16 protein-coding genes are annotated in these 14,151 nt (G+C 60.1%); all 16 read left to right on the top strand.

Going from position 1 to position 14,151, the window contains the following annotated elements; translation table 11 throughout:
- Window positions 1-2: 2 nt before the first annotated feature.
- Window positions 3-350 carry a flagellar biosynthesis regulator FlaF gene (flaF, locus tag ACQY1J_RS17850; RefSeq protein WP_062453792.1) on the top strand — a complete coding sequence of 116 codons (348 nt, stop codon included), beginning with the start codon at window positions 3-5 and terminating at the stop codon, window positions 348-350.
- Complete coding sequence (gene flbT / locus ACQY1J_RS17845) at window positions 347-796, top strand: flagellar biosynthesis repressor FlbT (protein WP_062453791.1); 450 nt, start codon at window positions 347-349, stop codon at window positions 794-796. The genes flaF and flbT overlap by 4 nt, the downstream gene beginning before the upstream one ends.
- Entirely contained in the window at window positions 787-1,218 is a 432-nt protein-coding gene (gene flgD / locus ACQY1J_RS17840) for a flagellar hook assembly protein FlgD (RefSeq protein ID WP_092661202.1), read from the top strand. The genes flbT and flgD overlap by 10 nt, the downstream gene beginning before the upstream one ends.
- Window positions 1,219-1,374: 156 nt before the next feature.
- A complete protein-coding gene (fliQ, locus tag ACQY1J_RS17835; protein ID WP_062454868.1) occupies window positions 1,375-1,641 on the top strand; it encodes a flagellar biosynthesis protein FliQ in 267 nt (88 codons plus the stop codon).
- Window positions 1,642-1,834: 193 nt separating this feature from the next.
- Complete coding sequence (gene flhA, locus ACQY1J_RS17830; protein WP_062454866.1) at window positions 1,835-3,919, top strand: flagellar biosynthesis protein FlhA; 2,085 nt, start codon at window positions 1,835-1,837, stop codon at window positions 3,917-3,919.
- Window positions 3,916-4,668 (top strand): flagellar biosynthetic protein FliR, encoded by a 753-nt coding sequence (gene fliR, locus ACQY1J_RS17825; RefSeq protein WP_062453789.1) that lies wholly within the window; start codon window positions 3,916-3,918, stop codon window positions 4,666-4,668. Before flhA ends, fliR begins: the two co-directional genes overlap by 4 nt.
- Window positions 4,669-4,692: 24 nt before the next feature.
- Window positions 4,693-5,112, top strand: coding sequence for a hypothetical protein (locus ACQY1J_RS17820; protein WP_062453788.1), 420 nt, complete (start codon window positions 4,693-4,695; stop codon window positions 5,110-5,112).
- Between the two features lie 30 nt (window positions 5,113-5,142).
- On the top strand, window positions 5,143-5,715 hold the full coding sequence (locus ACQY1J_RS17815; protein ID WP_062579116.1) for a rod-binding protein: 573 nt from the start codon (window positions 5,143-5,145) through the stop codon (window positions 5,713-5,715).
- A gap of 19 nt (window positions 5,716-5,734) precedes the next feature.
- Entirely contained in the window at window positions 5,735-6,100 is a 366-nt protein-coding gene (locus ACQY1J_RS17810; RefSeq protein ID WP_062453786.1) for a hypothetical protein, read from the top strand.
- Entirely contained in the window at window positions 6,100-6,636 is a 537-nt protein-coding gene (locus ACQY1J_RS17805) for a hypothetical protein (RefSeq protein WP_092661205.1), read from the top strand. Before ACQY1J_RS17810 ends, ACQY1J_RS17805 begins: the two co-directional genes overlap by 1 nt.
- A gap of 145 nt (window positions 6,637-6,781) precedes the next feature.
- The gene (locus ACQY1J_RS17800) at window positions 6,782-7,375 is read left to right on the top strand and encodes a hypothetical protein (RefSeq protein ID WP_430250479.1); all 594 of its coding nucleotides are present in this window, start codon (window positions 6,782-6,784) and stop codon (window positions 7,373-7,375) included.
- Between the two features lie 83 nt (window positions 7,376-7,458).
- A complete protein-coding gene (locus tag ACQY1J_RS17795) occupies window positions 7,459-9,291 on the top strand; it encodes a hypothetical protein (RefSeq protein ID WP_430250478.1) in 1,833 nt (610 codons plus the stop codon).
- 129 nt (window positions 9,292-9,420) lie between these two features.
- Complete coding sequence (gene folD, locus ACQY1J_RS17790; RefSeq protein WP_430250477.1) at window positions 9,421-10,320, top strand: bifunctional methylenetetrahydrofolate dehydrogenase/methenyltetrahydrofolate cyclohydrolase FolD; 900 nt, start codon at window positions 9,421-9,423, stop codon at window positions 10,318-10,320.
- A 112-nt stretch (window positions 10,321-10,432) separates the two neighbouring features.
- Window positions 10,433-11,794, top strand: coding sequence for an ABC transporter substrate-binding protein (locus tag ACQY1J_RS17785; RefSeq protein ID WP_113109506.1), 1,362 nt, complete (start codon window positions 10,433-10,435; stop codon window positions 11,792-11,794).
- 153 nt (window positions 11,795-11,947) lie between these two features.
- Window positions 11,948-12,961 (top strand): carbohydrate ABC transporter permease, encoded by a 1,014-nt coding sequence (locus ACQY1J_RS17780; RefSeq protein ID WP_430250475.1) that lies wholly within the window; start codon window positions 11,948-11,950, stop codon window positions 12,959-12,961.
- A 1-nt stretch (window position 12,962) separates the two neighbouring features.
- Window positions 12,963-14,129, top strand: a complete 1,167-nt coding sequence (locus ACQY1J_RS17775) for a carbohydrate ABC transporter permease (protein WP_113109507.1) — start codon at window positions 12,963-12,965, stop codon at window positions 14,127-14,129.
- Window positions 14,130-14,151: the final 22 nt, after the last annotated feature.

The raw sequence follows: 14,151 nt of genomic DNA, 5'->3' as shown, positions 1-14,151 counted from the left end.
GCATGTTCCAGTTTGCGTATGCCGAGGTAATCAAGGATGACCTCGCAAGCGCTAGAGAGAGAGAACGCCAGGTTCTGGCCCGCTCCATTGAGCTCCTCTCTGCAGTCCCGAACAAATCGCATTATGGACGCGAGGCCGTCGAGGCCATCCATTATACGCGCAGGGTCTGGACCCGGTTTATCGAAGACCTCAACCAGCCCGACAACGAGCTCGGCATCGAGCTGCGCGCAAAGCTGATCTCCATCGCCCTTTGGATACTGAAGGAATGCGAACGCATTCGTAAAAAGCAGTCCGACAATTACCAGGGCATTATCGACGTGACTACCATCATCAGGGATGGCCTAAGATGAAAAGCACACTGCGTATCTCGCTGAAGTCCGGCGAAAAGATCTTCATCAACGGCGCAGTCCTGCGTGTTGATCGCAAGGTTTCTCTCGAATTCCTCAACAACGTTACGTTCCTGCTGGAAAACCATGTTCTCCAGCCCGAGGATACGACGACCCCGCTTCGTCAGCTGTACTTCATCGCACAGATGATGCTGATCAATCCGGAAGGCAAGGACCAGGCCGTGACCATGTTCCGCCGGTCGGTCATGATGCTGCTCGCATGCTTCCGCAATCCGGAAATCATCGACGAGCTCAAGCAGATCGATGCGCTTGTCGCCTCCGATCGCGCTTTTGAAGCACTGAAGGCAATCCGCGCGCTCTATCCTGTCGAAGAGCGCATCCTGAACAGCAAGGAAGTCGCGCCGGCTGCTATCGCCGGTCTGCGCAAGGAGATGGGGCTATGGCAGTAGATACGGTATCGTCCGCAACCTCGACGACTGCAACGAGTTCGTCGAAGGCTTCATCCGCTGCGGCAAGCGCTTCACTCGATTACGACGCTTTCCTGCAGCTTCTGATCGCCCAGATGCAGAACCAGGATCCGACCGATCCGCTGGATGCCAGCGAACAGATCTCGCAGCTTGCAACCTTCTCGCAGGTCGAACAGTCGATCCAGACGAACACCAACCTGGAAAGCCTGATCGCACAGTCGTCGCTATCGAACGCCTCGTCCTATATCGGCAAGACGATCACCAGCAGTGATGGCAAGACCAGCGGTGTGGTCGAATCGATCGAAGTCACCTCTGACGGTCTGGTTGCAACGACCGAGGCTGGCAAGGAGATCACGATCGGCGACGGCATCACGATATCTGCGACGAAGTCCTCGGAGTCCTGATCCGACTGAATTCCTGAAATTGCAGGCGAGCCTGCGGTTTTGCCGGGGGCAGTACCGGTCGCTCAATTGCATTGGCGGTCGGTGGCTGTCATCATCCGCATGCGATTCGCGCCAGATGATGATGGCCACGACACCAATGCCCCGGATGATCCTGCAATGAATGAAGCCGATGCTCTCGACATGATGCACTCGGCGATATGGACGATTCTCATCGCCTCAAGCCCGGCAGTGCTGACCGCGATGATTGTCGGCATGGTCGTGGCGCTCATTCAGGCGCTGACGCAGATCCAGGAAATGACACTGACATTCGTGCCCAAGATCGTCGCCGTCATGCTGGCGCTCGGGATTGCTGCTCCCTTCATCGGCGGCCAGATCTCGCTTTTCACCGATCTCGTCTTTTCGCGCGTCCAGTCCGGTTTCTAGCGCACGGCTGCCAAGGCTGCGAGGCTTGCTCGCACGCTTCGCCTGCGATGATGGCGGACACCCTCACACAAGCTTCGCTGCCTAGAAGGGATCTGTCGCAACAGGTCCGGGCATTATCATGTCTTGCTTTTTGCGCGATCCATGGGCGCAGCATGCGCCTTTCTAATCTCATGAAGAGATACCGCATATGGCAATGACGAAGACGTCCATTACCCCCGTGAAGGCCGCGCCGAATGGCCGCGATATCGGCTTTGCCGTCGGTATCATGGCCATCCTGTGCATCCTGTTCCTGCCGGTGCCGGTCTTCATGATCGATATTGGGTTGGCGTTTTCGATCGCCTTTTCCGTTCTGATCCTGATGGTGGCGCTGTGGATCCAGCGGCCGCTGGACTTCTCGTCCTTCCCGACGATCCTGCTGATCGCGACGATGATCCGGCTGGCGCTCAATATTGCCACCACCCGCGTCATTCTTTCGCACGGCCACGAGGGCCATACCGCCGCCGGCGGCGTGATCGCCGGTTTTGCGAACCTCGTCATGTCCGGCGATTTCGTGATCGGTCTGATCGTCTTTCTGATCCTGATCGTCGTCAACTTCATCGTCATCACCAAGGGCGCGACGCGTATCGCCGAAGTCGGCGCGCGCTTCACCCTCGACGCCATTCCCGGCAAGCAGATGTCGATCGATGCCGATCTGTCCGCCGGCATCATCGACGAGAAGGAGGCGCAGCTGCGCCGCCGCGAGCTGGAAGAAGAAAGCTCGTTCTTCGGCGCCATGGACGGTGCCTCCAAATTCGTACGCGGTGACGCGGTCGCCGGCCTGCTGATCACCACGATCAACGTGTTCGGCGGCATCATCATCGGGTACTTCCGTCACGGCATGGAAATCGGCGAAGCCGCCGACGTCTTCGTCAAGCTGTCGGTCGGCGATGGTATCGTGTCACAGGTTCCGGCGCTGATCGTTTCGCTCGCAGCCGGCCTGATCGTCACCCGCGGCGGTACCCAGGGTTCCACCGACGTAGCTGTTATCGGCCAGCTGAGCGGCTATCCTCGCGCGCTGTGGGTCGCAGCCGGCATGATGGCGACCTTGGCACTGGTGCCCGGCCTGCCGTTCATGCCGTTCATGACGCTTGCATTCCTTCTCGCCGGTGCCGGCTGGGTCATTCCGAGGCAGATCGAAGCCGAGAACCAGAGGGTGCGCGAAAGCGAGGAAAAGAAGGTCGTCGAGAACCGCGAATCGGAAAAGGATTCGGTCAAGAACGTCCTCAAGACGGCAGAAATCGAACTGGCGCTCGGCAAGCAGGTCTCGCCGCGTCTTCTCGGCGCACACCAGGAACTCGGGTTCCGCGTCGGCAAGATGCGCAAGCGGTTTGCCACGCAATACGGGTTCGTCGTGCCGGAAATCAAGGTCGTCGACGATATCCAGATCCCGGAAAAGTCCTACCAGATCCGCATCCACGGAACGACGGTCGCCAGCAGCACGCTGCGACTGGGCGAAGTCCTCGTCATCGTCGGCAAGGATCGCAAGCCGTCGGTTCCCGGCGACGAGGTTCGCGAACCCACGTTCGGCATGCCGGCCGTCTCGGTGCTGGAGCATTTCGTCGAGGATCTGAAGCGCGAAGGCTTCCACCCGATCGACAACGTCTCGGTGCTTCTGACCCATGTCAGCGAAGTCATCCGCAACAACCTGCCGCAGCTTTTGTCCTACAAGGACGTCAAGATCCTCATCGAGCGTCTCGATCCGGAATACAAGAAGCTTGCCGACGAGATGTGCTCGTCGCACATGTCCTATTCCGGCCTTCAGGCGGTTCTCAAGCTTCTGCTTGCCGAACGCGTCTCGATCCGCAACCTGCACCTCATCCTCGAAGCGCTCGCCGAACTCGCGCCGCATGTCCGCAAGACCGAGCAGCTCGTCGAGCACGTGCGCGTCCGCATGGCCCAGCAGATCTGCGGCGATCTCGCCGACAACGGCATCCTTCGCGTCCTGCGTCTCGGCTCCAAATGGGACCTTCTGTTCCACCAGGCAATCAAGCGCGATCCCAAGGGCGACATCATCGATTTCGACATCGATCCGCGCTCGCTCGAGGAATTCAGCGAACAGGCGGGCAAAGTCATCCGTGAATACATGGACAAGGGCATGCCCTTCGTACTTGTCACGTCGCCGGAGACACGCTCTTATGTACGCATGATCATCGAGCGGCTGTTCGCAACCCTTCCCGTCCTGTCGCATGTCGAGCTGGCAAAGGGCACCGAGATCAAGGTACTTGGATCGATCTCATGATAACGGACCCGCAGGGCACGGTCATCGCTCTCTTTCTTGCATTCTGCCGAATCGGCGGCTGCATCATGATCATGCCCGGGTTCTCGTCTGCCAGATTGCCCATGGAAGTCCGGCTGTTTCTATCGGTGGCGCTGTCCATGGCGGTGCTGCCGATGGTCTGGGATACGATCTACCCCAGGGTTTCCGGTGACGCTGCGGGTCTCGGCCTGCTGATTGCGTCTGAAACCCTCGTAGGGGCCGTGTTCGGCCTGATCGCTCGCCTTTATGCCTCGGGCCTGCAGTTTGCAGGCGCCGCCATCGCCATGTCGATCTCGTTCAGTGGTCCGCCCGGATCCGACGTGCTGGAAGATTCGTCGGAAAGCCAGCTGACCAGCCTTCTGACCCTGTCCGGCCTGCTTGTCCTGTTCATGCTGAACTTCCATCACATCGTCATCAGGTCGCTGGTCGATTCCTACACGACAATCCCGCTCGCCGAAGGTCTCAATCCGCGGCGCATCCTGATCACCCTGACGGATACGTTGTCGGCCACGTTCATGATCGTCTTGAGGCTGATGAGCCCCTTCCTCGTCTACGGCATCATGTTCAACGTCGCTGTCGGAATGATCAACAAGATGGCGCCGCAGATCCCGGTCTACTTCATCTCGACGCCGTATGCGTTGATGGGCGGTATCTTCCTTCTCTATCTCGGCATCGCCTCCATGATCGAGGAATTCGTGCGCGGGTTTCCGCTTGTATTCACCGGGCTGTAGGCAAAGCTTCCAAGGAGGACGCGCGTGGCAGGCAACAAGAAATCCGACAAGCTGCGGCGCCTGGTCGATGTCCAGCGCCAGCTTGAAAAGCTCGCCGAGTTCGAGCTCAGCACCACGGTGCAGCGCAAGGCGGAAATCGATCAATCCATCGACACGACTGTCGATGCGCTGTCCTCGACCGATCCCGTACACCAGCAGTTCTCCAAGAATTACGCCGACCGGCTGACACGCCTGTTTTCGCGAAGCCAGCAGATCGTTGCCCAGCAGAAGGCGCAGGAACAGCGGGTCCTGCGCGAAAAGACCAAGGGCGACCGGCTGGAGGAGCGCATGGGCGACGCAAAGGAGCTGGAAGGCCGGCTTGCCGAGGACGAGCGCATGTACGATCTCGTTGATCTCGGCCTGATGGTCTCCACACCAGCTTCCAGCAAGCTTGATAAGGGATGATCCAGTTCGCTAAATAATGAGGAACTGGAATTGGCTATTTCCCCCCCGAGCGATCTTGTCCTGGATGTTGTCCAGGCCGCAGATCCGGGCCTGCTTCAGGCCGCACGTGAAAAGCTGAAGGCAAACGAAGCAACGGCGCAATCCGTCATGCTGGCCTCCAACGGTGTGGGGTTCGCCCAGGCCGTAAGCCAGACTGCCAAGTCCGCAGAGTCCGCCGGGTCCGACGCCACGGTCGAAAACGTCCGTGTTTCGCGCCACAAGGATATTCCGGAGACCTACCGGAAGTTCGAGGCAAGCGTTGCCTCCACGTTTATCCAGAACATGCTTCCATCTGAGAGCGAAGAAGTCTTCGGCAAGGGTTCCGCCGGCGATTTCTGGAAAGGCATGATGGCGGAACAGATTGCTGATGCCGTCTCCAAGCAGGGCGGTTTCGGTATTGCCGAAAAACTATTCTCGCAGTCGGTTCAGCATGCACGTGGCACGGCACCGAATGCCAAGACCGATGAAGGCGATCGCCAGATGGCGGTGGGCATGATCACTGATTTCCAGCGGCAGATCCTGTCTCCGTCGGAAAACGCCGGCGCAGCCAAGAAATCAAATTAATTAACATTAGAAGGTTGATATGGACGTCGTTTCCACTGACTACCGCATCAAGACCGTGCTCTCCCGTCTTGAGATGATCATCGATAACGAGAATGATCGGATTGGCCGCGACTCCGGCTTCGATCTTAAAGTGTCGAACGCCCACAAGAGCCGCTGCCTCTATGAACTGACGACCCTGTTCCGCGGACCGGACGTCAAGGAAACGTCGGCACCTTATCTTGGTCAGTTGCAGGGCCTGAAGAAGAAGCTGAAGCTCAACGCCCAGCGCGTCGAAGCGCATCTCGAAGCCGTCCGCGCCGTTGCCGACATCCTCAAGAACGCCGTCAAGGACATGGACGCCGACGGCACCTATTCGGAACATCAGTTCCGGTTCGGCACGTCCTGATGATCAAGGTTCTGCTGATCGGGCTCTGGGTCTGCATCGCCACGATCGGTGGCGTGTATGTCTCTGCGCAGATGTCGAAGGCGCCCGTGGCGACCGAGGCGGAAGCCGCGGTCGTGACCACGATCGTGCGAGGCAACCCGGTCAGCCTGCCGGTCATCAACAATGGCGCGGTGCAGGGTTATTTCCTTGGCCGCATCTCGCTTTCGGTCGACAGCATGAAGTCCAAGCACGTTCAGCTTCCGATGGAAGTCGTTCTGACGGACCAACTGTTCTCGCTTCTGATGGGCGAAAAGATGATCGACCTGAAAAGCGTCGGCACTTTCGATCCGGAGGCCTTTCGCATGAAGATCAAGGACGGCATCAACGCCAAGCTCGGCGATACGGTCGTCGCCAACGTGTTGATCGAACAGCTCGACTATATGTCGAAGGAGACGATCGACACGAACACGGCAAGACGCGGCAGCAACCCCATTCCGGCCCAGAAAATCGTCGAGGGCGTCAAGGTCGAGGCACCGGCGGCAGCTCCGGCGCACTGAGCATCCGTCGTTCCAGATCAGGCATCCCGCTTCAACGGCCATGTCTTTTCGACACATCACTCGCATTTTAACGGTTGGCTTCAAAGCCGGTTCAGCGCTTTCCGCTAGGCTCCAGGACGACTGGATTTTCGAGCGGAGAGCACACGTGAACGCCTCGGTACACATCAACGCCTTCAAGGCAGTCCCGCACGGTCTGGGCAACGGCATCGAAGAGCTGAGCTGGACTGCCGCATTCGAGCGTGCGGAGGCCATGCTCAACGATCCACATCCATCGTCGACCATAACGTTTTCACGCGGTCTCGTCGAATATCGGACCCTTTCAGAAACGGGTGAGAACGTTGCGCGCGCGCGGCTTCCCGTTCGCGGCAGCGTACGTCTGGCCGGCATATCGGCACGCCTGTTCGGCCCCGGCCTGCGTGACCGCTTCACCGCCTCGGCCTTCGTCCCGGCGTTCCTGACATTTTCCGAGAAGAACCGCCGCATTGGCCTGGTTGGCAACGACGTGGCGGTTCTCAAGCCCCTCCGCACCGCGTTCTCCCGCCATGCGCCCTGGCACCGTTTCGAGACTGTCGATCCGTCGTCGGCTCTCGAAGGCGGCTTTGATCTCGTGATCGCCGATCTTCGCCGTCCACAGGATCTCGATCGCCTCGTCCATCTGCCGGCCATTGCCTCCGCAGCTCTGACGATTGCCGCAAACGATGATCTCTTCCGTCTGCCGGGTCAGGTTTCGCGTCGTTAACGCTTTCTTTGCCATGGAAATTTAGACTGTCTTAAGAAAATCGGAGCGCTTCGGTGCTGCCCGCGAAACAAGACGGTCTTTCCATGGATAATTCTGAGATCGAAAAGCCCGACAGCCTGCTCGAGGATAGCGCCCGGGACAACCTCCCGGCGCGGCGTGCACTCCCGTCCGCGCTGCTCGGGATCGGTCTGATGACGGCCCTCGGAGGCGTGGCGCCGCTCGTCCTCCTTGGCAGCGGCGAGGCGACGTTTACCGCCCAGACGCAGCTGAAGGTCGGGGCAGTCAGTGAGCAGACCGTATCTGCTGCGACGGGGCAGCTTCTCGCCAGAACCACGATCGACAATCTCATCCATGCCCTGAACCTTGGCAAGGACAGCAGTTTTGCGACCGAACCCCAGAGCGTGACCGGCCTTCTCTACGAAATCCTGTCCGGCACCGGGACGACGACCCTGCAGGACGAAGCGGGTCTGCGCGACCGCCTGACCCGCGCAATCACCATTTCATACGACCAAAGCAGCACGGATCTGCGCATTGCGGCGACGGCCGGAAAGCCTGAAGAGGCTCGCCAGATCGTCGGCATGCTGGGCAATGCCGTGCCGACAGCGTTGTCTGTCGGCGCGTTCGATGGCCGCGACCCGGCCGTCGAAGCCCTTCGCGACACGCTTGGCCGCGCAGAAGCGGCGCTTTCAGGGTTTGTCAGCCGAACCGGCAAGGACAAGGTTGCCGAACTGAAAAGCCGGGCCTCCGAAATGCGCGACCTGAGCCGCGATGTCGAGCAGGCCGAGAGCGATCTCGTCGCTCTGAAAGACAGGCTGAGCCAGGCCTCTGCCATGAAGGTCGCCGACGTTCTGAACAAGCCTTTGCCGGACAGTCTGGACTATACCGGCCTCGAATATCAGCGCCAGCGGCATGTGGAAGCACAGCTTGCCGTCGATCAGCTTTCCAGCGATCTCGGCCCGCTTCATCCGCGTTTCCAGGCAGCCGAAGCAGTGCTTGCGCAGGCGCGCCTCTCGATCCAGGACGCGTTGAAGCAACTGGTGAAGTCGCTGAACAGCCAGCAGGTGCATGCCGCCGCGCAGCTCGCGGAACTCAGCGTCAAGCTGGAACAGCTTTCCGCAGACAAGACGGTGTCTGACGAGATCGCAGCGCTCTCAGGGCTGGAAACGGCCGTTGCGGAAGCGCGCGACAATTACTCGAGCGGCCGGTTCAACAGCCCCGGTTCTTCCAAGCTGGTCACCGCCCCACGGGTGCAGATATCAAAGCCTCTGACCGTCACCCCCAACGAAGCACCAGCGACCGTCTGGCTCGGCCTGCCCTGGTACGCGCTGAGCGGGCTCGGCGCCATGGCTGGCCTGCTTCTCGGCGCTGCCGGCGCAATGCTGATGGGACGCCGTTCGTCGCCGGAGCCCGCGATCGACCATCTCGAGGCAGAGCATGCGCCGATTGAAATGGACGGTGTCGAGGACATCGCCGCGCTGCCGATGGATGCGCGTTGGGCCGCCGATCTGGATCTTACCGATGAGTCCGAAGAGATCGCAGCAGCCTACGAATATGATCACGGTGCGGGCTCCGACGCCTGGGCGCAGGACGTCGAGACCGATGCCGTGTCCGAGGATTACAGACACGAAATGGAGGAGCGCGAGGCCGCCAATGGCCTGACGCTGTCCGCTCAGCTTCGCGAACTGCTGATGGCACACAGACAGCCTTACGATCAGGCCGCCGTTCCACCGCTTCTCGCGGTCGCAATTTCGGATCCGCACCGGCATGCGATGCGGGAGGAAGAGCTTGCCTATTCCGAACTCTCGCATGAGGATCGCCGGGCGATCGAGGAATTGCAGCTCCTGCGACAGGAAATGATAGAACTGCGCGACCGGGTGCAGACCTACTCCGAACTGCGCACCGCGTCGGGACGATAGGGCCGGCACGGGTCACCCGGATCAAGATTTGACCTTGCTTTTGTTTGCTCCCGACAGCATTAGGCGCAGGTGAGCCAGTTCGGGCAGTAGCCTCCGGCTTAGATCTGTTCGGTCAACGGGAGATGGCACGTGGTCACGGTAATCGACGGCAAGCAGGCGGCAGCATCGGTCATTTCGGCAGTCACGGAGGCAGCGCAAGGCCTCGAACGGGCCGGCGGCGCAAAGCCCGGCCTCGCAGTCGTCATCGTCGGCAACGATCCGGCCAGCCACGCTTACGTCAGCTCCAAAAGCCGGATGGCGAAGCAGTGCGGCTTCAATTCGATCCAGCACACGTTGCCGGAAGAGACGACGCAGGAGGCGCTTCAGTCTCTCGTCGATACGCTCAACGCCGATCCGGCGATCCATGGCATTCTCGTCCAGCTGCCGCTTCCGAGACATCTCGATCAGGAGCCGGTGATCCAGTCCATCCTGCCGGAAAAGGATGTCGACGGCCTCAACATCGCCAATGCCGGCAAGATCGCCACCGGTGACCTGACGACAGGCATGATCTCCTGCACGCCGGCCGGCTCCATGCTGCTGGTCAAGCGCATCCATGGCGAAGACCTGTCCGGCCTGAATGCCGTGGTCATCGGCCGGTCCAACCTGTTCGGCAAGCCGATGGGCCTGTTGCTTCTGGCCGCAAACGCCACCGTCACCATGGCGCATTCGAAGACGAAGGATCTCGCCGCCGTCTGCCGCAACGCCGATATCCTGGTTGCCGCCGTCGGTCGGCCCGAAATGGTCAAGGCGAGCTGGGTCAAGCCCGGCGCGACCGTGATCGATGTCGGCATCAACCGGGTGCCGGCACCGGAGAAGGGCGAGGGCAAGACCCGTCTCGTCGGCGACGTTGCTTTTGACGAGGCCTCAGAGGTCGCCGCAGCCATCACACCGGTTCCAGGCGGCGTCGGTCCGATGACCATCGCCATGCTGATGGCCAACACCGTAATCGCCGCCCATCGCGCCGCCGGGCTGCCTGCGCCAAAGTTCTGATTTCGGACCATTCATCACATACAAGGCGCTTTGCTTGCACTGGCGCCCTTGAAACCTCTGGCTCTGCCTTAAATCCCCCTGTAGATTACGCTTCAAAGGGGAGGATATTTTGATGAAGAAATCGTTTTGGATCGGCACGGCTTTCGTCGCACTGCTGGCTGGTGCCGCAGGTGCGCAGGAACTGAAGTTCGCGCCCGGCGAAGATGCCAAGTTCAACTGGAAAAGCTACGAGGATTTCAAATCCGCGCATGGTGACCTGAAGGGCCAGAGCCTGACCCTGTTCGGTCCTTGGCGTGGTGAGGACGAGGTGCTGTTCAACAGCGTGCTCGCCTATTTCAATGCCGCGACGGGTGCGAACGGTAAATACTCGTCGTCCGAGAACTACGAGCAGCAGATCGTCATCGATACCCAGGCAGGCTCGCCGCCCAACATTGCCATCATCCCGCAGCCGGGTCTTCTGGCCGATCTCGCGACCAAGGGCTTTCTGACGCCGCTCGGCCAGGAAAATGCCGACTGGATCAAGACCAATTACGGTTCCGGCGAGGACTGGATCCGCTACGGCACCTACAAGGGCAAGGACGGCAAAGAGGCCTATTTCGGCTTCCCGTTCAAGGCCGACCTGAAATCGCTCGTGTGGTTCGTGCCGGAGAATTTCGAGGAAGCCGGTTACGAAGTCCCAAAGACGATGGAAGACCTGATCAAGCTCTCCGACCAGATCGTCGAGGATGGCGGCGTGCCGTGGTGCATCGGTCTCGGATCGGGCGGTGCCACCGGCTGGCCTGCGACCGACTGGGTCGAGGATATGATGCTGCGGACGTCGTCGGCCGAAACCTATGACAAGTGGGTGTCCAACGAGATCAAGTTCGACGATCCGGCAGTGGTTGGCGCCATCGAGGAATTCGGCAAGTTCGCCCGCAATGACAAATACGTCGCGGGCGGCGTTGCAGCGGTTGCCTCGACCGACTTCCGCGACAGCCCGAAGGGCCTCTTCGACATCCCGCCGAAGTGCTACATGCATCACCAGGCCTCCTTCGTGCCGTCCTTCTTCCCTGCGGACAAGGAACTGGGCGTCGATGCGGACTTCTTCTACCTGCCGACCTATGCCTCCAAGCCTGAACTCGGCACACCGGTCCTCGGTGCCGGCACGATGTTTGCTATCACCAAGGATTCGCCTGCGGCAAAGGCCTTCATCGAATTCCTGAAGACGCCGATCGCCCATGAAGTCTGGATGGCGCAGGCCTCCTTCCTCACGCCGTTCAAGGGCGCCAAGACGGAAGCCTATGCCAACGACACACTGCGCAAGCAGGGCGAACTGCTGACCACCGCCACCACCTTCCGCTTCGATGCATCCGACATGATGCCCGGCAAGATCGGTGCCGGCGCCTTCTGGACCGGCATGATCGACTATGTCGGCGGCAAGGATGCAAAGGCTGTGGGCGGCGATATCCAGAAGGCCTGGGACGGCCTGAAATAGTCATTCGCGTCGAAGGCTGTGCTCGCGACTGCTCTTCTCCCTCGACCACAGGGAGAAGGGTGGATGCGGGGGCGAGGGGCATTTCCAGGGTTGGCATTTCCCGGATATGACGACGGAAGACCTGCTTAGCACTGCAGAAAAGGGGGAGGGCCTATGTTAGTTCAGATTGCATCTGCCATGGGTGTCGTCGTTGCCGGCGTTTTTGCCTGCGCGCTCTACTACTGGCTTTCCGACAAGCTGCTATCAGCGGCACTTCCGGTGCCGGAAGGCGATGCCCGCAAGGCTTCGGCCAATCTCAACCGTAGAGCCACGATCCGCCCCTGGCTGTTTCTCGGACCCGCACTCCTGCTGCTCGCCGTCTATCTCGTCTATCCCGTCATCGCGACCTTCATCCTGTCCTTCTACGATCGTTCCGGCGGCAATTTCGTCGGCTTTGCCAATTACCGCTGGGCCTTCTTCGACGCGCAGTTCCGCCAGTCGATCTTCAACAACATCCTCTGGCTCGCCGTCGTGCCGGCAGCCTGCACCTTCCTCGGCCTGGTCATCGCGGTCCTCACCGACCGTATCTGGTGGGGAAATCTCGCCAAGAGCCTGATCTTCATGCCGATGGCGATCTCGTTCGTCGGCGCTTCGGTGATCTGGAAATTCATCTACGAATTCCGCGGCGGCAACGAAACGCAGATCGGCCTTCTGAACGCGATCGTCCGCGCAATCGGCGGCGATCCGCAGGTGTGGATCTCGCTGCCCTTCTGGAACAACTTCTTCCTGATGGCGATCCTGATCTGGATCCAGACCGGTTTTGCGATGGTCATCCTGTCGGCAGCGCTACGCGGGATTCCTGAGGAAACCGTCGAAGCGGCCGTCATCGATGGCGCCAATGGCTGGCAGATCTTCTGGAAAATCATGGTGCCGCAGATCTGGGGCACGATCGCTGTGGTCTGGACCACGATCACTATTCTCGTTCTCAAGGTGTTCGACATCGTTCTGACCATGACCAATGGCCAGTGGAACACGATGGTGCTTGCCAACCTGATGTTCGACTGGATGTTCCGCGGCGGCGGCGACAGCGGTCGAAGTGCCGTCATCGCGCTGGTCATCATGGCGGCGGTGACGCCGATCATGATCTGGAACATCCGTCAGGCGAACCGCGACATGGGAGACCATTGAGATGAGCGCTGTCGCAAGCCTTCGCCGCATCGGCGTTCCAAGACTGATCCTGCATGCCTCGGTTCTGGTGATCTGTATCATCTGGCTGATCCCGACGCTCGGCATTCTCGTCACCTCGTTCCGCGATGCCGGCCAGATCACCTCCTCGGGCTGGTGGACGGCGCTGACCGGTGCCGCCGAAACCAGCGCAGCACGCCTCGGCGATCCCGCAAGCGCCCGGCAGGACGGACCCAACTACATCATATCAGGCTCCGTCTTCGATGGCGGCGACGTCAAGAGCGGTAGCGTGGTCGCCTTCGGCACCAGGGTCGCTGCACCGACAGAATTCGAGGCCGGCAAGGAAGCGGATCTGGGAGACGGCGAGAAGCTCACCGTCAACACGGATGGCAGCTATTCCTACGTGAAGAGCGGCCCATTCGACGACAAGCGCGGCAAGCGCATCTATCTCTCGATCACCCAGCCGCCGAACTTCACCCTCAACAATTACCGCACGGTACTGACGTCCGCCGGCATCGGCCAATCCTTTATCAATTCGCTGACGGTCGCAATACCCGCTACCATCATCCCGATCCTGATCGCAGCCTTCGCAGCCTATGCCCTGTCCTGGATGCAGTTTCCCGGCCGGTCGCTGATCATCGCGCTCGTGGTCGGGCTGATCGTCGTGCCGCTGCAGATGACGTTGATCCCGTTGCTGACGCTCTATAACGACATCGGCAACCTGTTCGGCGTGTCGTCGCGCTCCTATGTCGGGATATGGCTTGCGCATGCGGCCTTCGGCATGCCGCTCGCGATCTATCTCCTGCGAAACTACATTGCAGGTCTGCCCAAGGAGATCATCGAATCCGCCCGTGTCGATGGCGCCAGCGATTTCGAGATATTCGTCAAGATCGTCCTTCCGCTGTCGTTTCCGGCACTCGCCTCCTTCTCGATCTTCCAGTTCCTGTGGACGTGGAACGACCTTCTCGTCGCCATGGTATTTCTCGGTACCGGCAAGGATCAGCTGGTCCTGACCGGCTCTCTCAACGCGCTGTTGGGGTCGATGGGCGGCAAATGGGAAATTCTCACCGCTTCGGCCTTCATAACCATCATCGTCCCGATTATCGTCTTTTTTGCACTGCAGCGATACCTCGTCCGCGGCCTGCTCGCCGGGTCGGTCAAGGGCGGATGATGTCTGTGAACCAACAGGGATA

It is taken from the genome of Neorhizobium sp. DAR64860/K0K1, assembly GCF_050500205.1.
Taxonomy (GTDB): domain Bacteria; phylum Pseudomonadota; class Alphaproteobacteria; order Rhizobiales; family Rhizobiaceae; genus Neorhizobium; species Neorhizobium soli.
This window is presented reverse-complemented; position numbering and strand designations above follow the sequence as displayed.